Annotated in this window: 14 protein-coding genes; 8 read left to right on the forward strand and 6 right to left on the reverse strand. The window is 71.3% G+C overall.

Going from position 1 to position 18243, the window contains the following annotated elements:
• Window positions 1-38: 38 nt before the first annotated feature.
• Both glyA and ilvD read right to left on the reverse strand, forming a co-directional pair.
• The gene (glyA, locus tag AB0B76_RS04685; RefSeq protein WP_360369322.1) at window positions 39-1259 is read right to left on the reverse strand and encodes a serine hydroxymethyltransferase; all 1221 of its coding nucleotides are present in this window, start codon (window positions 1257-1259) and stop codon (window positions 39-41) included.
• Window positions 1260-1381: 122 nt separating this feature from the next.
• A complete protein-coding gene (gene ilvD, locus AB0B76_RS04690; RefSeq protein WP_360369325.1) occupies window positions 1382-3235 on the reverse strand; it encodes a dihydroxy-acid dehydratase in 1854 nt (617 codons plus the stop codon).
• A 214-nt stretch (window positions 3236-3449) separates the two neighbouring features.
• Between ilvD and AB0B76_RS04695 the strand changes: the two genes are divergently transcribed.
• The 3 genes from AB0B76_RS04695 to ilvC are packed head-to-tail and all read left to right on the forward strand — an operon-like array spanning window position 3450 to window position 6855.
• The gene (locus AB0B76_RS04695; protein WP_360369328.1) at window positions 3450-5288 is read left to right on the forward strand and encodes an acetolactate synthase large subunit; all 1839 of its coding nucleotides are present in this window, start codon (window positions 3450-3452) and stop codon (window positions 5286-5288) included.
• A gap of 14 nt (window positions 5289-5302) precedes the next feature.
• Window positions 5303-5821 (forward strand): acetolactate synthase small subunit, encoded by a 519-nt coding sequence (ilvN, locus tag AB0B76_RS04700; RefSeq protein ID WP_360369331.1) that lies wholly within the window; start codon window positions 5303-5305, stop codon window positions 5819-5821.
• A 20-nt stretch (window positions 5822-5841) separates the two neighbouring features.
• On the forward strand, window positions 5842-6855 hold the full coding sequence (gene ilvC / locus AB0B76_RS04705; RefSeq protein WP_360369334.1) for a ketol-acid reductoisomerase: 1014 nt from the start codon (window positions 5842-5844) through the stop codon (window positions 6853-6855).
• Between the two features lie 131 nt (window positions 6856-6986).
• Here ilvC and AB0B76_RS04710 read toward each other — a convergent pair whose 3' ends face one another.
• Window positions 6987-7418 (reverse strand): TipAS antibiotic-recognition domain-containing protein, encoded by a 432-nt coding sequence (locus AB0B76_RS04710; protein WP_360369337.1) that lies wholly within the window; start codon window positions 7416-7418, stop codon window positions 6987-6989.
• Window positions 7419-7542: 124 nt separating this feature from the next.
• Between AB0B76_RS04710 and AB0B76_RS04715 the strand changes: the two genes are divergently transcribed.
• Window positions 7543-8685 (forward strand): serine hydrolase domain-containing protein, encoded by a 1143-nt coding sequence (locus tag AB0B76_RS04715; RefSeq protein ID WP_360369340.1) that lies wholly within the window; start codon window positions 7543-7545, stop codon window positions 8683-8685.
• A 77-nt stretch (window positions 8686-8762) separates the two neighbouring features.
• On the opposite strand, the gene AB0B76_RS04720 is transcribed toward AB0B76_RS04715, so the two are convergent.
• On the reverse strand, window positions 8763-9329 hold the full coding sequence (locus AB0B76_RS04720; RefSeq protein WP_360369343.1) for a hypothetical protein: 567 nt from the start codon (window positions 9327-9329) through the stop codon (window positions 8763-8765).
• 1357 nt (window positions 9330-10686) lie between these two features.
• Here AB0B76_RS04720 and serA point away from each other — a divergent pair.
• The 3 genes from serA to AB0B76_RS04735 all read left to right on the forward strand — a co-directional run bounded on the left by serA (window position 10687) and on the right by AB0B76_RS04735 (window position 14756).
• A complete protein-coding gene (gene serA / locus AB0B76_RS04725) occupies window positions 10687-12297 on the forward strand; it encodes a phosphoglycerate dehydrogenase (RefSeq protein ID WP_360369346.1) in 1611 nt (536 codons plus the stop codon).
• Window positions 12298-12525: 228 nt separating this feature from the next.
• Window positions 12526-13554, forward strand: a complete 1029-nt coding sequence (locus AB0B76_RS04730) for a 3-isopropylmalate dehydrogenase (protein ID WP_360370208.1) — start codon at window positions 12526-12528, stop codon at window positions 13552-13554.
• Window positions 13555-13658: 104 nt separating this feature from the next.
• Window positions 13659-14756: a branched-chain amino acid aminotransferase gene (locus AB0B76_RS04735; RefSeq protein ID WP_360369349.1), complete on the forward strand. Its 1098-nt coding sequence runs from the start codon at window positions 13659-13661 to the stop codon at window positions 14754-14756.
• A 447-nt stretch (window positions 14757-15203) separates the two neighbouring features.
• Here AB0B76_RS04735 and AB0B76_RS04740 read toward each other — a convergent pair whose 3' ends face one another.
• Window positions 15204-15476 carry a hypothetical protein gene (locus AB0B76_RS04740; RefSeq protein WP_360369352.1) on the reverse strand — a complete coding sequence of 91 codons (273 nt, stop codon included), beginning with the start codon at window positions 15474-15476 and terminating at the stop codon, window positions 15204-15206.
• 193 nt (window positions 15477-15669) lie between these two features.
• Window positions 15670-16200, reverse strand: a complete 531-nt coding sequence (locus AB0B76_RS04745) for a carboxymuconolactone decarboxylase family protein (protein ID WP_360369355.1) — start codon at window positions 16198-16200, stop codon at window positions 15670-15672.
• A gap of 332 nt (window positions 16201-16532) precedes the next feature.
• On the opposite strand from AB0B76_RS04745, the gene cimA reads away from it, so the two are divergent.
• Window positions 16533-18134 carry a citramalate synthase gene (gene cimA, locus AB0B76_RS04750; protein ID WP_360369358.1) on the forward strand — a complete coding sequence of 534 codons (1602 nt, stop codon included), beginning with the start codon at window positions 16533-16535 and terminating at the stop codon, window positions 18132-18134.
• Window positions 18135-18243: the final 109 nt, after the last annotated feature.

An 18243-nucleotide genomic window follows, 5' to 3' on the forward strand; every position in this document is an offset into this window, starting at 1 on the left:
GAGGGCGCCCGCCGGGGACGGCGGACGCCCTCGACGGCTCAGATCGGGTACGCCGACAGCAGGTCCCGCACCTCGCCCGCGATGGTGTCCAGGGCCTCGTCGTCCGACTTCAGGGCGGCGTCCACGGCGCGTGAGATCCAGTCGGCCACCTGGGGCATCTGGGCCTCGGTCAGGCCGCGGGTCGTCAGGGCCGGCGTGCCCAGGCGGACGCCCGAGGGGTCGAAGGGCTTGCGCGTGTCGTACGGCACGGTGTTGTAGTTCGTCTCGATGCCCGCGCGGTCCAGGGCCTTCGCGACCGGCTTGCCGCCGATGCCCTTGCCGGTGAGGTCGAGCAGGATCAGGTGGTTGTCGGTGCCGCCCGACACGAGGTCGAAGCCGCGCTCGATGAGGGCTGTGGCCAGGGCGCGGGCGTTGGCGACGACCTGCTCGGCGTACACCCGGAAGGAAGGAAGCGCCGCCTCGCCCAGTGCGACCGCGATCGCCGCGGTGGTGTGGTTGTGCGGGCCGCCCTGCAGGCCCGGGAACACGGCCTTGTCGATCGCCTTGGCGTGCTCGGCGTCGCACATGAGCATCGCGCCGCGCGGGCCGCGGAGGGTCTTGTGCGTCGTGGTCGAGATGATGCCGGCGTGGCCGACCGGGGACGGGTGCGCGCCGCCCGCGATGAGGCCGGCGATGTGCGCGATGTCGGCGACCAGCACCGCGTCGACCTCGCGGGCGATCTCGGCGAAGCGCGGGAAGTCGATCGTGCGCGGGATGGCCGTGCCGCCGGCGAAGATCAGGCGGGGGCGGGAGCGCAGGGCCAGGTCGCGGACCTCGTCGAAGTCGACGCGGCCGGTGTCGCGGCGGACGGTGTACTGCACCGGCTTGAACCACGCGCCCGTCGCCGAGACCGGCCAGCCGTGCGTGAGGTGCCCGCCCATCGGCAGCGCCATGCCCATGACGGTGTCGCCGGGCTTGGCCAGGGCCAGGTACACGGCGAGGTTCGCGGGCGAGCCCGAGTACGGCTGGACGTTGGCGTGCTCGACGCCGAACAGCGACTTCGCGCGCTCGATCGCCAGCTCCTCGATGGGGTCGACGAAGCGCTGGCCCTCGTAGTACCGCTTGCCGGGGTAGCCCTCGGAGTACTTGTTGGTCAGCACGGAGCCGGTCGCCTCGAGGACGGCCCGGGAGACGTAGTTCTCCGAGGCGATCATCCGCAGGGTGTCGTGCTGGCGCTGGGTCTCGGCGCGGATCAGGTCGAACACCTGAGAGTCGTGCATGCACAGCCTCCTGATACGACGGGGCACCCAGGCGCGCGGTGCCCGCGATCGGAAGCTCCCCGGTGGTCGGTTCCACCTTGATGTGCGCCAGTCGCGGTGACTGACGCACATCTTAGTGCAAGTTACGGAACCTTGCGGTAAGCGCCGTCACTCGCCGAGGTGGCCATCGACGCGTACGCCCGCAGCGCCGCCGACACCGGCCGCTCGCGGTCGAGCGGGGTGTACGGCCGCTCCCGCTTCTCCTGCGCGATCTTCCGCGCGGCCAGCGCCTCGTCGGAGACGACGAGCTGGATGGAGCGGGCCGGGATGTCGATGTCGATGCGGTCGCCTTCCTCGACGAGCGCGATGAGCCCGCCGCCGGCCGCCTCGGGGCTGATGTGGCCGATCGACAGGCCCGAGGTACCGCCGGAGAAGCGCCCGTCCGTGATCAGCGCGCAGGCGCGGCCCAGGCCGCGGCCCTTGAGGAAGCTGGTGGGGTACAGCATCTCCTGCATCCCCGGGCCGCCCTTGGGGCCCTCGTACCGGATCACGACGACGTCGCCCGCGACGATCTGCTTGGCGAGGATGCCGTCGACCGCGGCCTCCTGCGACTCGAAGACCTTCGCACGGCCGGAGAAGGTCAGGTTCTCCTCGGGCACGCCGGCCGTCTTGACCACGCAGCCCTCGGGCGCGAGGTTGCCGAAGAGGATCGCGAGGCCGCCGTCCTGCGTGTACGCGTGCTCGACGCTGCGGATGCACCCGTCGGCGCCGTCGGTGTCGAGCGTGCTCCACCGGTTCTCGGTCGAGAACGGCTCGGTGGTGCGGACGCCTCCGGGCGCGGCGTGGAACAGCTCGAGCGCCTGCTGCGAGGCCTTCCCGCTACGGATGTCCCACTCGTCGACCCATTCCCGGAACGTCGGGGAGTGCACCGACCAGACCGACTCGTCCAGCAGGCCACCGCGCGACAGCTCGCCCATGATCGCCGGGATGCCGCCCGCGCGGTGCACGTCCTCCATGTGGTACTTCTGCGTGTTCGGCGCGACCTTGGCCAGGCACGGCACCCGGCGCGAGACGGCGTCGATGTCGGCGACCGAGAAGTCCAGCTCGGCCTCGCGGGCGGCGGCCAGCAGGTGCAGCACGGTGTTGGTGGAGCCGCCCATCGCGACGTCCAGCGCGACCGCGTTGAAGAAGGCCGGCCGGGACGCGATCGCGCGGGGCAGCACGGAGGCGTCGTCCTGGTCGTAGTACCGCCGGCAGAGATCGACGATCAGCGAACCGGCCTTTTCGAACAGCGCCTTGCGGGCGGCGTGCGTGGCGAGCGTCGAGCCGTTGCCCGGCAGCGCCAGGCCGATCGCCTCGGTCAGGCAGTTCATGGAGTTGGCGGTGAACATGCCGGAGCACGAGCCGCACGTCGGGCAGGCCGAGCGCTCGATCTGGCCGAGCTGCTCGTCCGTGACGGCCTCGTTGGCGGAGGCGATCATCGCGTCGATGAGGTCGAGCTTGGCGTCCTTCTCGTGGACGACTCCCTCGATGGCGATGGTCTTGCCGGCTTCCATGGGGCCGCCGGAGACGAAGACGGTGGGGATGTTGAGGCGGAGGGCGGCGAGCAGCATGCCGGGCGTGATTTTGTCGCAGTTGGAGATGCACACGAGGGCGTCGGCGCAGTGGGCCTGCACCATGTACTCGACGGCGTCGGCGATGAGCTCGCGGCTGGGCAGCGAGTACAGCATCCCGCCGTGGCCCATCGCGATGCCGTCGTCGACGGCGATGGTGTTGAACTCCTTGGCGACCCCACCGGCCTCGGCAACCGCGTCGGCAACGATGATGCCGAGGTTGCGGAGGTGGACGTGGCCCGGCACGAACTGCGTGAAACTGTTGGCGATGGCGACAATCGGCTTGCCGAAGTCGGAGTCGGTCATGCCGGTGGCGCGCCAGAGGGCGCGTGCGCCGGCCATGTTGCGACCAGAAGTGGAGGTCTTGGACCGCAGCTCGGGCATACCTGCGAGTCTGACACGTTCCGTATCTTGGGATAGGTTGACTCAGGCCGTGAGATGCGCCAGAGTGGGCTCATGTCGTCGAGGTCGCTCCGAGTACTTATCATCTAGCGCGCCGACGCCTCCCGTCAGCGCGCTAGCCCCCCGTGCCCAGCACGTGGGGTTTTTTCATGTCCGGAGCCTTGCCAAGACACCTTCGAGCGAAAGTGCTAAAGCGATGACGAGACCCACGCCAGAAGTCCTCGCCCACCGGGGGCACCCGGCCCCGCCGCCGCCCGCCGCGCCGGCCGCCGACAAGAAGACCCAGCCGGAGCTGCTCACCGGGGCGCAGGTACTCGTCCGCTCGCTCGAAGCGCTCGGCGCCGACGTCGTCTTCGGCATCCCGGGCGGCGCGATCCTCCCGGCCTACGACCCGCTGTTCGACTCCGAGACCGTCCGGCACATCCTGGTCCGCCACGAGCAGGGGGCCGGCCACGCCGCCACCGGCTACGCGCAGGCGACCGGCAAGGTCGGCGTGTGCATGGCGACCTCCGGCCCGGGCGCGACGAACCTGGTGACCCCGATCGCCGACGCCTACATGGACTCGGTCGCCATGGTCGCCATCACCGGCCAGGTCGCCTCCGCCTCGATCGGCACGGACGCCTTCCAGGAGGCGGACATCGCGGGCATCACGCTGCCGATCACCAAGCACAACTACCTGGTCCAGTCGGGCGAGGAGCTGCCCCGGGTGCTCGCCGAGGCCTTCCACCTGGCCGGCACCGGGCGTCCGGGCCCCGTCCTGGTCGACATCCCCAAGGACGTGCTGCAGAACAAGACCACGTTCAAGTGGCCGCCGACCATGGAGCTGCCCGGGTACCACCCGACGCTGCACCCGCACGGCAAGCAGATCCGCGAGGCGGCCCGCCTGATCGCCGGGGCCAAGCGCCCGGTCCTCTACGTCGGCGGCGGCGTGATCAAGGCCCACGCCTCCGAGGTGCTGCTGAAGCTGGCCGAGCTGATCGGCGCCCCGGTCGTCACCACGCTGATGGCGCGCGGCGCGTTCCCCGACTCCCACCCGCAGCACATGGGCATGCCGGGCATGCACGGCACCGTCGGCGCCGTCTACGCGCTGCAGAAGTCGGACCTGCTCATCACGATCGGCGCCCGTTTCGACGACCGGGTGACCGGCCAGCTGTCGACGTTCGCGCCGAACGCGGCGGTCATCCACGCCGACATCGACCCGGCCGAGATCGGCAAGAACCGCACCGCGGACGTGCCGATCGTCGGCGACGCCAAGCACGTGATCGAGGAGCTCATCACCGCGGTGTCGGCCGAGCACGCGGCCGGGCGCCAGCCGGTGCTCAAGGACTGGTGGGCGACGCTGGAGGACATCCGGGGCCGCTACCCGCTGGGCTACGAGGAGCCTTCGGACGGGACGCTGTCGCCGCAGTACGTCATCGAGCGCATCGGCAGCCTGGTCGGCCCGGAGGCCATCTACACCGCCGGGGTCGGGCAGCACCAGATGTGGGCGGCGCAGTTCATCAGGTACGAAAACCCCGGCACCTGGTTGAACTCGGGCGGCCTGGGCACGATGGGCTACGCGGTGCCCGCCGCGATGGGCGCGAAGGTCGGCCGGCCCGACAAGGTGGTCTGGGCGATCGACGGTGACGGCTGCTTCCAGATGACCAACCAGGAGCTGGCCACCTGCGCGCTGGAGGGTATCCCGATCAAGGTGGCCGTCATCAACAACGGCAACCTGGGCATGGTCCGGCAGTGGCAGACGCTGTTCTACGACCAGCGGTACTCAAACACCGAGCTCGGCACCCACAAGCACCGCATCCCGGACTTCGTGAAGCTCGCCGACGCGCTGGGCTGCGTGGGGCTGCGCTGCGAGACCAAGCGCGACGTCGACGCCACGATCGACGCCGCGATGAAGGTCACCGACCAGCCCGTGGTCATCGACTTCGTGGTCGGCAAGGACGCCATGGTGTGGCCCATGGTTGCGGCCGGCACCAGCAATGACGAGATCATGTTCGCGCGGGGCGTCCGCCCCGCGTTCGACCAGGACGACGTGTAGGAGATCCTGCGACCATGGCCAAGCACACGCTCTCCGTCCTGGTGGAGAACAAGCCCGGAATACTGGCTCGCGTCGCGGGCCTGTTCGCCCGGCGTGGCTTCAACATCGACTCCCTGGCCGTCGGCGAGACCGAGCACCCTGAGGTCTCCCGGATGACGATCGTGGTCAACGCGGACGAATCGCCGCTGGAACAGGTCACCAAGCAGCTCAACAAGCTCGTGCAGGTCCTGAAGATCGTCGAACTCGACACCAACGCCAGCGTGCAGCGCGAGCTGCTGCTGGTGAAGGTCCGCGCGGAACGCCCGGTGCGCTCGCAGGTCCTCGAGACCGTGAACCTGTTCCGGGCCCGCGTGGTCGACGTCGCCGCGGACGCCCTCACCATCGAGGCGACCGGCACGTCGGAAAAGCTGGACGCGCTGCTACGTGACCTGGAGCCGTTCGGTATCAAGGAAATGGTCCAGTCCGGCGTCGTGGCCATCGGCCGCGGTTCGCGCTCCATCACGACCGGCCCGGCGCTCCGCGCCGCCGCCTGAAAATCCTGAGAGGAAACACAATGCCCGCCGAGGTGTTTTACGACGACGACGCCGACCTGTCGTTGATCCAGGCCCGCAAGGTCGCGGTGCTGGGCTACGGCAGCCAGGGTCACGCCCACGCGCTGAGCCTGCGCGACTCCGGCGTCGACGTGCGCATCGGCCTGCCCGAGGGGTCCAAGAGCCGCGCCAAGGCCGAGGAGCAGGGCCTGCGCGTCCTCACCCCGGCCGAGGCGAGCGCCGAGGCGGACGTGATCATGATCCTCGCGCCCGACACCGCGCAGCGCTCGCTCTACACCGAGCACGTCGCCCCGAACCTGACCGCCGGCAAGGCGCTCTTCTTCGGCCACGGCCTCAACATCCGCTTCGGCCTGATCACGCCGCCGGCGGACGTGGACGTGTGCATGGTCGCCCCGAAGGGCCCGGGCCACCTGGTCCGCCGCCAGTTCGTCGACGGCAAGGGCGTGCCCTGCCTTGTGGCGATCGAGCAGGACGCGACCGGCCAGGCCCTGCAGCTGGCCCTGGCCTACGCCGCGGCCATCGGCGGCACCCGCGCCGGTGTGATCAAGACGACGTTCAAGGAGGAGACCGAGACGGATCTCTTCGGCGAGCAGGCCGTGCTCTGCGGCGGCGCGTCGGCCCTGGTCCAGACCGGCTTCGAGGTGCTCACCGAGGCGGGTTACGCCCCGGAGATCGCCTACTTCGAGTGCCTGCACGAGCTCAAGCTCATCGTGGACCTGATGTACGAGGGCGGCATCGCCCGCATGCGCTACAGCGTCTCCGACACCGCCGAGTACGGCGACTACACCCGTGGCCCGCGCGTCATCGACGGCCGGGTCAAGGAGGAGATGAAGCGCATTCTGGGCGAGATCCAGTCGGGCGAGTTCGCCCGCGAGCTGATCGCCGAGGACGACGCGGGCCGTCCGAACTTCACCAAGTACCGCGAGCAGGGCAACAACCACCCGATCGAGGAGACCGGCCGCCAGCTCCGCTCGATGATGAGCTGGGTCGACCGCCCGATCACCGAGACCGCGTGACGATCGCTTGATGAAGGGCCCCTTACTTCGATGAAGTAAGGGGCCCTTTTTTAGAATATTGCTCGGGCCCGCGTCACCTGCGGACCGTTGCTCCCGCCAGAAATCCCGGCGTCCGCCGTGACAAGGACCGATCAGCCCTGGCGGGCTGCGTTGGCCCGGATCGCGTCGCGGATGTACGCGGCGAGGCCGGGGTGCTCGGTGTCGTAGTTCGCGGTGAACCGGGGGTCCGCGACGTACATGTCGCCGAGCCCCTGGTGGATCTCGGTCGAGCAGTCGTAGAACCACCGGCTGATGTGCTGCCGGTGCGCCTCGGCGAGGTCCATGGCCCGCGCGTCGGTGGCGGGCACGCCGGCGCCGAACGCCGCGGCGAACCCGGCCGTGTTCTCGGCGGCCTCGGCCTTGATCGACTGCCAGTCGTCCTTGGTGTACCGCGCCGTACGCTGCGCGGACTGCCGGTACGCCTCGGTGTTGCCCCAGCGCTGCTCGACCTCGTCGGCGTACTGGTCGGGGTCGGAGGAGCCGAACAGCTCCCGCTTCTCCTCGGGGGTCAGGTTCATCGTCATGTCCTCCAGCGTGGAGTCTCCAGCGACTGGAGGGTCAACCCCCCGGGGTCGGATAAATCCGAACACTTCGTGTCCGAATTTATCCGACTTATCACCATAAGTTGCGCGCTGTTACGGTGGCCCGATGAGCGAGCTGGAGCAGATTCTCGCCCCCCACGTCAGCAGCGGCGCGATCCCCGGCGCCGTGGCCGTGATCGACCGCGACGGCCGGCGGGAGGTCGCCGTCGTGGGCGACGCGATCCTCGGTACCGCCCCGATGACCGCGGACGCGATCTTCCGCATTGCCTCCGCGACCAAGCCCGTCACCGCGGCGACCTTGATGGCGCTGGTGGACGACGGGGCGGTACAACTCGAGGATCCCGTGCGGGAATGGCTGCCGGAGCTGTCCGCCCCGCTGGTGGCCCGCGCCCCGGACGCCCCGGCCGGCGACGTCGTCCCCGCGGTCCGCCCGATCACCGTGCACGACCTGCTCAGCTCGACCACGGGCTGGGGCTTCCCGTCCGACTTCACGCTCCCGGCGGTCCAGGCCCTGTTCCCGGTCCAGCAGGACGGCCGCAACGTGCAGGCGTTCCCGCCGCGCGACCGGTGGCTGCGCGACCTGGCCGGCGTCCCGATGCTCTACCAGCCGGGGCAGGCGTGGCTGTACGACACCAGCTCCACCCTCCAGGGCGCCCTCATCGAACGCATCACGTCGCGCCCGCTGGGCGAGGTGATGACGGAGCGCATCTTCGCGCCGCTGGCCATGCACGACGCGGCGTTCCACGTGCCGGGCGCGCAGCGGCACCGGATGACGGAGCTGTACCAGCCGGGCGACAACGGCCTGGAGCCGGTCGACGGCCCCGAGGGCCAGTGGAGCACGCCGCCCGCGTTCGAGCTGGGCAACGGCGGCCTGGCGACGACCGCGGGCGACTGGGTCGCGTTCGGCCGGATGCTCCTGGCCGGAGGCGTCGCGCCGGACGGCCGGCGGGTGCTCTCCGAGGCGTCCGTGCGCGCGATGACCACCGACGCCACGACCTCGGCCCAGCGCGCGCCCGCGCGGCTGTTCCTCGAGGAGGGGCAGGGCTGGGGGTACGGCGGATCGGTCGACCTCGCGGCCGCGGGCCCGGGCCTCGTGCCCGGTCGCTACGGCTGGGTCGGCGGTACGGGCACCTCGGCGTACGTGACGCCCGCGACGTCGACCGTCGGCGTGCTCTTCACCCAGGTGAACGCCACGAGCCCGGTGACGCCGCCCTGGATGGTCGACTTCTGGCGGTACACGGCGGCGTAGGGGCGATGCGAGAACGGCCCCGGCGGGCAGGGAGTCCGCGCCGGGGCCGTTCGCTGTTCCCTGATCCGGTCGGCCGGTCAGGAGCGCACGTAGTCTTTGTCGCCACCGTCGTACTGCTTGTCGCCGTCGTACGCCTGCTCGCCGTCGTACGCCTGCTCGCCGTCGTAGCCCTGGTTCGCGTCGTAGTCCTTGGCGTCGGCGTCGTAGCCCTTGTCCGCGTCGTAGTTCTTGTCGTCCGCGTCGTAGGCCTTCTCGCCCTCGTACGCCTTGTCCTCGTCGTAGGCCTTGTCGCCGTCGTGGCCCTTGTCGGCGTCGTACGCCTTGTCCTCGTCGTACCCGTGGTCGCCCGCGTACGCCTTGTCCCCGTACGCCTGCTCGTGGTCGGCGTGCTCGTCGTACCCCGGAGCGTGCCCCGCCTCGTAGCCGTGCACCTTCTCCTCGATGCGCTCGATCGCCTCGTGGACCTTCTCCTCGATGTCCCCGTGCGCGTCGTAGCCGTGCGCCTCGTAGCCGGGCTGGTACTCGGCCTCATGGCCGTGCGCCTCATAGCCGGGCTCGTGCCCCGCGTCGTAGCCGGGCTCGTGCCCCGCGTCGTAGCCGTGCTCTTGACCGGCGTCGTAGCCGCCGTCGTAGTACTCGCTCATCTCGCTCTCCTCGCGCCGGTGCCGGGTGTGTCGCTGATGCCGGTGGACACGGCCCGCGCGCGGTCGCGGGTTCAGGGGGCGAGCGTCGGGAGTGCGACACGACGACCAGCGCGCCGCGTCCGCGCGGGCCGTCCGGGGGCGGTGCCGATTGCCACCCACCGTGGCGTTCGCGCGGACACGGGCCGCGCGGACGCGTCGCCCGCGCGGCGCTCTGCCTGACCTCGGCCCGGGGACGCAATGCCCTGCCTGACGCCGCCCGAGCGCCGCGCCCGCGTGCACGCCGCCGACTCGCCCAGCCACTGCCCACCCACCCCCGGCGCCCGCGCGGACGCGTCGCCCACTCACCCCCGGGCGCCTGCGCGACGGGGCGCCCGCGCGACGGGGCGCCGGCGTGGACACGACCCCGCGCGGACGCGTCGCCCGCGCGGCGCTCTGCCTGACCTCGGTCCGGGGACCGCATCGCCCTGCCTGACGCCGCCCGAGCGCCGCGCCCGCGCGGACGCCGCCGACTCGCCCAGCCACCGCCCCGGCGCCCGCGCGGACGCGTCGCCCGCGGACGGGTTGCCTGCGTGGACACGATCCCGCGCGGACGCGTCGCCCGCGCGGCACTCTGCCCGACCTCGGCCTGGGAACCGCATCGCCCTGCCTGACGCCGCCCGAGTACCGAGGCCGCGTACACCCGCCGCCGACTCGCCTAGCCACTGCCCACCCACCCCCGGCGCCTGCGGGGACGCGGCGCCCGCGCGGACGGGCCGCTCGCGTGGACGCGGCGCATCTGCGGCGGTCGGCCTGACGCGGCCCAACGCCGCTCCCACGCGTGCACCCGGCGCCGAATCCGCGGCGGGAGTCGGTGGCGTGCACGCGCGGGAGCGGTGTTCGGGCGGCAGCGGGCAGGCGCGGGAGCGGTGTTCGGGCGGCAGCGGGCAGGCGCGGGAGCGGTGTTCGGGCGGCAGCGGGCAGGCGCGGGAGCGGCGCTCGGGCGGCAGCGGGCACGCGCGGGATGGGCGCTCGGGCGGCGTCCGGCGGGGCGGTCGGGCGGCCTCGGGCGGGGCACTCGGGTGGCGTCGGGCCCGGCGTTGCGAGTCCCCGAGTGGCGGGGCGCTCGGGCGCGTGCGACCGCTGCGCGGTGAGCGTTTCTTGCCGCCGGTGGACTTTGCCGGCGTCCGAGCGCGCGGGTGCTTCGTGTAAGGGGTTGTGATCGCGCTCACGTCTTTGTATCCGTGGGGGGTGGGGCGGCGGGCCTACCATCGCCTGAAGAGGCCGTCCGCCCGGCCCCGTCGCGGTTCCCCCAGTGCGTGGCGGGCAGTGTCGCGCGCCCCGCAGCCGACGCCGACCGAAGCCTGGAAGTCGAGGTCCTATGATCCTCCCTCCTGACCGCCCGGTGGTGCTCATCGCCGAGGAGCTGGCTCCCGCCGCTCTCGAGGTGCTCGCCGACGACTACGAGGTCCGTCACATCGACGGTACGGACCGCCCCGCCCTGCTGGCCGAGCTCGCCGACGCGAGCGCCGTGATCGTGCGCAGCGCCACCCGCATCGATGCCGAAGCGGTCGCCGCGGCGCCCCGGCTCAAGGTTGTCGCGCGCGCCGGCGTCGGCCTGGACAACGTCGACGTGCCGGCCGCGACCGAGCGTGGCGTCATGGTCGTCAACGCGCCCACGTCCAACATCGTCTCCGCGGCCGAGCAGGCCGTCGCGCTGCTGCTCGCCGTCGCGCGCAACACCGCCGCCGCGTCCGCCGCGCTCAAGGCGGGGGAGTGGAAGCGCTCGAAGTACACCGGCGTCGAACTTTCCGGAAAGATCGTCGGAGTGGTCGGCCTCGGGCGCATCGGTGTGCTTTTCGCGCAGCGCATGGCGGCTTTCGGGGTACGGCTGGTCGCGTACGACCCGTACATCCAGCCGGCGCGCGCGGCGGGGCTCGGGGTACGGCTGCTGGGGTTGGACGAGCTCCTCCGGGAGAGTGACTTCATCTCGATCCACCTGCCCAAGACGCCGGAGACCGTCGGGCTGATCGGCGTGCGTGAGCTTTCGATCGTCAAGCCGGGCGTGCGCATCATCAACGCGGCGCGCGGAGGCCTCGTCGACGAGCAGGCGCTCGCCGACGCGATTGCCGACGGGCGGGTCGCGGGCGCGGGCATCGACGTGTTCTCGAAGGAGCCGTGCGTCGCCTCGCCGCTGTTCGCGTTCGACAGCGTGGTCGCCACCCCGCACCTGGGCGCCTCCACGGTGGAGGCGCAGGACAAGGCCGGTCTTGCGGTCGCGCGCAGCGTCAAGCTCGCCCTCGACGGCGAGTTCGTGCCCGACGCGGTGAACGTGCAGGCCGGCGGCGTGGTCGCGGAGGAGGTGCGGCCGCTGCTGCCGCTGGCGGAGCGGCTCGGCGCCGTGTTCACCGCGGTCGCGGGCGGCATCGCGTCGTCGGTGACCGTCGAGGTGCACGGCGAGGTGGCCAAGCACGACGTGTCGGTACTGAAGCTGGCGGCCACCAAGGGGCTGTTCGGCAGCGTGGTGGCGGAGCAGGTAACGTACGTGAACGCTCCTCATCTGGCGGCCGATCGCGGGGTCGAGGTAGCACTCGCGGTCTTCACTGACTCATCCGACCAGCCCAACCTGGTGACCGTGCGTGGAGCGCTGCCGGACGGGCGGGTAGCCTCGGTATCCGGTACGTATGTCGCGGGCCCGCGCGAGTCGCTGAAGCTGACCGAGATCGACGGCTTCAGTCTCGAGCTGGCGGCGGAGGGCGTGCTGTTGTTCTTCCGCTACGCCGACCGCCCCGGCGTGGTGGGCACGGTGGGGTCGATACTGGGTTCCGCTGGGGTCAACATCGGTTCGATGCAGGTCGCCCGGCGCGAGGCCGGCGGGGAGGCGCTCATGACGCTCACCGTCGACCAGGCGGTCGGTGCGGATCTGCTCGGCGAGGCCCAGCAGGCCATCGGCGCGACCGCGGCAAGCACGGCGGACCTGTCCGCCGACTAGAGACTTTCCTCCAAGAGGGCGGGGAGCGTGGCGGCGCTCCCCGCCCTCATTCTTTTCCGCGCCTTCTCAGTGGGCGGGACGTGCGTCCACGGATTAGGACGGGGGCGTACGGTGGAGCGGTCCGGAGCGGAGCGTAGGGGCCGCGACCAGGGGGCACAGGGCGGGGCTCGCGGCGGCGCCGGAGCTTGCGGAGGTGCCGGCGTGGGCGGTCTACGAGAGGGGCTAGAGGTGGCGAAGATCGCGGTGGTGGCCGGGGACGGCATCGGCACCGAGGTGGTGGCGCAGGCGCTCAAGGTGCTACGCGTCGTGCTGCCCGGCGTCGAGACGACCGACTACGACCTGGGCGCCGCCCGGTACAACCGCACCGGCGAGGTCCTGCCCACCAGCGTGCTGGACGAGCTGCGCGGCCACGACGCCATCCTGCTCGGCGCGGTCGGCGACCCCAGCGTCCCGCCGGGCGTGCTGGAGCGGGGCCTGCTGCTGAAGCTGCGCTTCGACTTCGACCAGTACGTCAACCTGCGCCCCTCCCGCCTCTGGCCCGGCACCACCAGCCCGCTGGCCGGGGTGAAGCCGGGCGAGATCGACCTGGTCGTGGTCCGCGAGGGTACCGAGGGCCTGTACGTCGGCGCCGGCGGCAACCTGCACCCGGACACGCCCGCCGAGGTCGCCACCGAGGAGAGCCTCAACACCCGCCACGGCGTCGAGCGCGTCATCCGCGACGCCTTCGCCCGCGCGGCCAAGCGCCCGCGGCGCAAGGTGACGCTGGTGCACAAGACCAACGTGCTCACGCACGCGGGCGGCCTGTGGGCCCGGACCTTCAACGCGGTCAAGGCCGAGTTCCCGGACATCGAGACCGAGTACCAGCACGTCGACGCGGCCGCCATGTTCCTGGTGAGCAACCCCCAGCGCTACGACGTGGTCGTCACCGACAACCTGTTCGGCGACATCCTCACCGACATCGCCGCCGCCGTCACCGGCGGCATCGGCCTGGCCGCCAGCGGCTCCATCAACCCGGAGCGCGCGTTCCCGTCGATGTTCGAGCCGGTACACGGATCGGCCCCCGACATCGCCGGCAAGGGCGTCGCCGACCCGTCGGCCGCGGTGCTGTCGACGGCGCTGCTGCTGGACCACCTCGGCCACCCCGAGGCGGCGGCGCGCGTGACCGAGGCCGTCGGCAACGAGGTCGCGGGTCGCAGCCCGGGCTCGGCGCTGTCCACCGACGCGATCGGTGACCGCCTCGCGGCCGCGGTGGCGTAACGGCGCGCTGGCTGCGATTGAACGTCCGTTCGGGTAAGTTGGCGGCACGGCACGGCACGGCACGCGGCGTGAGCGTGCCGCCGCGACTTCTTGTGGAGGCATGCATGAACGGCGGTGAAACGCTCGACTTCGAGATTCGTCCGAACACGCAGCCCGTAGCCGCCGCGGAGCGATCCGCGCTGATGGCCAACCCGGGATTCGGACGGATCTTCACCGACCACATGGTCACCGTGCGCTACGCCGAGGGTAAGGGCTGGTACGACGCCCGGGTCGAGCCGCGGGGACCGATCCCGATGGACCCGGCCAGCGCGGTGCTGCACTACGCGCAGGAGATCTTCGAGGGGCTCAAGGCGTACCGGGCGGCGGACGGCGGCGTGACGATGTTCCGCCCCGACGCGAACGCGGCCCGGTTCCGCAACTCGGCGCAGCGCCTCGCGATGGCGCCCGTGCCGGACCGGCTCTTCCTGGACTCGCTCGAGGCGCTCATCCGCGCCGACCGGGACTGGGTGCCGACGGACCCGGAGGGCAGCCTGTACCTGCGGCCCTTCCAGTACGCCAGCGAGGTCTTCCTGGGGGTCAAGCCGTCCTCGGAGTACCTCTTCCTGGTCATCGCCTCGCCGGTCGGCAGCTACTTCAAGGGTGGCGTGCAGCCCGTCAGCGTCTGGGTGTCGCGGGACTACACCCGCGCGGCGCCCGGCGGCACGGGCGCGGCCAAGTGCGGCGGCAACTACGCGGCGAGCCTCGTGGCCCAGGCCGAGGCGATCGAGCACGGCTGTGACCAGGTCGTCTTCCTGGACGCGGTCGAGCAGAAGTACGTCGAGGAGCTCGGCGGCATGAACGTGTTCTACGTGTTCGACGACGGGTCGATCACGACGCCGCCGCTCACCGGCTCGATCCTGCCCGGCATCACCCGCGAGTCGGTCCTGCGCCTGGCCGCGGACAAGGGGCACGTGGTGCGCGAGGAGCAGTACTCGTACGAGCAGTGGCGCGCCGACGCCGCCTCGGGCCGCCTGCGCGAGGCGTTCGCGTGCGGGACGGCCGCGGTCATCACGCCGATCGGTACCGTGCGCGACGCCGACGGGGAGTTCACCGTCGGGGAGGGCAAGGCCGGCGACGTGACGATGGGGCTGCGGGAACAGCTCGTTTCGATCCAGCGGGGGACCGCCCCGGACCCGTACGGCTGGGTCCATCGCGTCTTGTAACGAATCGTTCACAAGCGGCGCCGGGTTTTCGCCCGGCGCCGCTTGTGCTTTGTCGGACTTTTCCGACTCGCGTGGCTGGTGGGTGTTGTGCGTGCTCTCGGGGGTTCGGTGAGCGCCCGCGTGGTGAGCTTCGCGTATGTCGCCCGCCGGGGGAAATGTCGGATATGTCGGCCGGTTCGGCCGCGAAGCGGCCGACATATCCGGGTGGGAATGGGCTCTCGCGCCGAACGGGGTTTCAAAGGGGGACTGTCTCGGGTCAGGCGGAGGCGACCCCGGGGGTTGAGCGCGGGCTTCTCGAGGTTGAGGGGCCGGCCTTCAGGCGTGCGAGCGTCGCGGCAGAGCCGCCGTGCCGGCCGAACCCGGGCACCTCGACGAGAGCTGGGCCGCGCGGCCGTCCCGAGCCGAGCGCGCACCTCAGTGCGAAACCGCGTCCAGCGTCTACACGCCTCAGGCCGACCAGCGACCCAGATTCGAGGTCCGCGCCGCCCCCGCGCGCGACCCCCGCGGCGACGGCCGCTCGTACGCCAGCTGCAACGCCTCCTCCGCCAGCTCCGCATCCGGGCAGGGCCAGAACGCCTTGCACTCGCAGAAGTTGTCGGTGCGCGGGCGGTGGGCGTCGTGCAGGGCGCGCGCCACGCGCCAGAGTATCGGGTCGGCGCAGCCCAGCGGCGGTTCGACCGGCGGCTCGGCGGCCGGCTCCCGCGGTACTTCGTCGATCATGCTGCGCCCCCAAAGACCCGAGCCCGTATGCGCACCCGATGTGCCGATAGCAACGGTAACGGTGATTCCGGCACCGACGCAGACACGATGTGCGCAAGTTGCACGACCGGGCTATGGGCCACGGGGGAAATGTCCGGAAAATGCGTACGGGTGCCGGAGCCGCCACTCCGACACCCGTACAAGAGGAAAGCTCCTAGTAGGAAGCCGCCTCTGCATCGAGGGTTACCGCCAACGCGTGAACTACCGCGGCGACGCGCAACACCTCGTCGACCGCTTCGCGGGACACCCCTGCACCGCGAAGCGATCTTTCGTGCGATTCCAGGCACACCCCGCACCCGGTGATCGCGGATACTGCAACTGACCACGCCTCGACGTCGGCGGCGCCGACCCCGGGCGTGGAGGAGACCTGGCGGCGCAGGCGCGCGGGCAGGCTCTGGTACGCCTCGTCACCGATGAGGTGCTTGGCGCGGAAGTACACGTTGTGGATCGCCATGCGCGACGCGACCGCCTTCGCGGCCTCGACCGCGTCCGGCTTGAGCCGGCCGGCGACCTCCGCGGCGACGTTGCGGATCACCGGCACACTGCGGGTCGTCATCGCGCTGGCAAGCACGGCGCCCCACAGCTGCTGCTCGTCCAGGAGGTCCGCGGCGAGGATCGAGTCGAGGTTGAGCCGCAGATCATGCGCGTACGGCGGAATCGCCGCCCGCAGCGTCTCGATGGACACGAACCTCACCCCCTCACCAACGGTGATCGACGCCCCGCACGGGGGCGTCGTTCCGGACTGGCTCCAACAGTGACCGACGCTCGTTACGAGGACGTGACGAACAGGGTGAATCGTGAAGCAGATCACCCCGTTTCTCAAAATCCGGAATCACGTGTCACGCGAGGCTCGTGCGTGGCAAGCTACCGAACGTGACTCGGCTCATTATTGGCCCCTAGCGCGCCCGGCAACCATCCGCCGGACGCGCAGACCTCTCGCATTTCGCGAGGGGTCTTTTTGTTGGCCCCGATCCGCCGAGACCGAAGGCCCCCTCTTCCCGCCGAAGGAGCAAAACCATGCAGGTGTACGACACGACGCTGCGCGACGGGGCCCAGCGCGAGGCGATCAGCTACTCCGTCGTCGACAAGCTCGCGGTCGCGCGGCTGCTCGACGAGTTCGGCGTCGGGTTCATCGAAGGCGGCTGGCCCGGGGCGATGCCGAAGGACACCGAGTTCTTCCGCCGGGCGCGCACGGAGCTCAACCTCAAGCACGCCGTGTTCGTGGCGTTCGGCGCGACCCGCAAGGCCGGCGTGCGCGTCCAGGACGACCCCCAGGTCCGGGCGCTGCTGGAGGCCGGCACCCCGGCCGTGACGCTCGTGGCCAAGTCCGACATCCGCCACGTGGAGCGCGCCCTGCGGACCACCCGCGAGGAGAACCTCGCGATGGTGCGCGACACCGTCGGGTACCTCGTCGCCGAGGGCCGCCGGGTCTTCCTCGACTGCGAGCACTTCTTCGACGGGTACCGCTTCGACCCCGAGTACACCGCGAGCGTCGCCGCGGCCGCGCTCGCCGCCGGCGCCGAGGCCGCCGTCATGTGCGACACCAACGGCGGCATGCTGCCCTCCCTGATCACCGGCACCATCTCCGAGGTCCGCGACCGGCTCGCCGTCGCGCTCGGGGTCAGCGCCGAGGAGGCCGTCGCCCGCCTCGGCATCCACTGCCAGAACGACACCTCGTGCGCGGTCGCGAACACCGTCGCCGCGGTCGAGGCCGGGGTGCCGCACTTCCAGTGCACCGCCAACGGCTACGGCGAGCGGCCCGGCAACGCCGACCTGTTCGCCGTCGTCGGCAACCTCCAGCTCAAGCTCGGGATGCCCGTCCTACCGGAGGGCTGCATCGAGCAGATGGTGCGCGTCTCGCACTCCATCGCCGAGATCGCCAACATCGCACCCGACACCCACCAGGCCTATGTCGGGTCGTCAGCGTTCGCTCACAAGGCGGGCCTGCACGCGAGCGCGATCAAAGTGGACCCCGTGTTGTACAACCACATCGACCCGGTCGTCGTGGGCAACGACATGCGGATCCTGGTCACGGAGATGGCCGGCCGGGCCAGCATCGAGCTCAAGGCACGCGAGCTCGGTGTCGACCTGGCCGGCCATCCGGAGGCGCTGTCGCGGGTCACGAACCGGGTCAAGGAGCTCGAGGCCCAGGGCTGGTCCTTCGAGGCCGCCGACGCCTCGTTCGAGCTGCTCGCCCGGGCCGAGCTGGCCGAGGGGGCGCTGCCGAAGCCGTTCGCGCTGGAGTCGTACCGGGTGCTGGTCGAGCACCGCGAGGACGGCGCGGTCGTGTCCGAGGCGACCGTGAAGGTACGCGTCCGCGGCGAGCGGGTCATCGCCACCGCCGAGGGCAACGGCCCCGTCAACGCCCTGGACGAGGCGCTGCGCGTCGCGCTCACCCGGCACTACCCGGAGCTGGGCCGCTTCCAGCTCGCCGACTACAAGGTGCGCATCCTCGAGGGCAGCCACGGCACGGGCGCGGTCACCCGCGTGCTCGTCGAGACCCACGCGACCGGGGACGACTGGACCACCGTCGGCGTGCACGAGAACGTCGTCGAGGCCAGCTGGCAGGCGCTCGTCGACGCGCTGACCTACGGACTTTCGCACGCGGTGCGCGTCTGACGGTTTTTCGCCCGTGGCACCACGGGCATGGCTAGGGCGGTCCCTCCCGGCCGAAGGCCTTTCGGGACCGCCCTTTTGTCTGGCGGGAGCGACGGTCCGCAAGTGATGC

This window comes from Dactylosporangium sp. NPDC049140 (genome assembly GCF_040648435.1).

What these genes read in the sequence shown, in the direction of transcription:
- glyA (WP_360369322.1), bottom strand. Translation starts at nt 1,259, where the DNA reads ATGCACGACTCTCAGGTGTTCGACCTGATCCGCGCCGAGACCCAGCGC.
- ilvD (WP_360369325.1), bottom strand. Translation starts at nt 3,235, where the DNA reads ATGCCCGAGCTGCGGTCCAAGACCTCCACTTCTGGTCGCAACATGGCC.
- AB0B76_RS04695 (WP_360369328.1), top strand. Translation starts at nt 3,450, where the DNA reads ATGACGAGACCCACGCCAGAAGTCCTCGCCCACCGGGGGCACCCGGCC.
- ilvN (WP_360369331.1), top strand. Translation starts at nt 5,303, where the DNA reads ATGGCCAAGCACACGCTCTCCGTCCTGGTGGAGAACAAGCCCGGAATA.
- ilvC (WP_360369334.1), top strand. Translation starts at nt 5,842, where the DNA reads ATGCCCGCCGAGGTGTTTTACGACGACGACGCCGACCTGTCGTTGATC.
- AB0B76_RS04710 (WP_360369337.1), bottom strand. Translation starts at nt 7,418, where the DNA reads ATGACGATGAACCTGACCCCCGAGGAGAAGCGGGAGCTGTTCGGCTCC.
- AB0B76_RS04715 (WP_360369340.1), top strand. Translation starts at nt 7,543, where the DNA reads ATGAGCGAGCTGGAGCAGATTCTCGCCCCCCACGTCAGCAGCGGCGCG.
- AB0B76_RS04720 (WP_360369343.1), bottom strand. Translation starts at nt 9,329, where the DNA reads ATGAGCGAGTACTACGACGGCGGCTACGACGCCGGTCAAGAGCACGGC.
- serA (WP_360369346.1), top strand. Translation starts at nt 10,687, where the DNA reads ATGATCCTCCCTCCTGACCGCCCGGTGGTGCTCATCGCCGAGGAGCTG.
- AB0B76_RS04735 (WP_360369349.1), top strand. Translation starts at nt 13,659, where the DNA reads ATGAACGGCGGTGAAACGCTCGACTTCGAGATTCGTCCGAACACGCAG.
- AB0B76_RS04740 (WP_360369352.1), bottom strand. Translation starts at nt 15,476, where the DNA reads ATGATCGACGAAGTACCGCGGGAGCCGGCCGCCGAGCCGCCGGTCGAA.
- cimA (WP_360369358.1), top strand. Translation starts at nt 16,533, where the DNA reads ATGCAGGTGTACGACACGACGCTGCGCGACGGGGCCCAGCGCGAGGCG.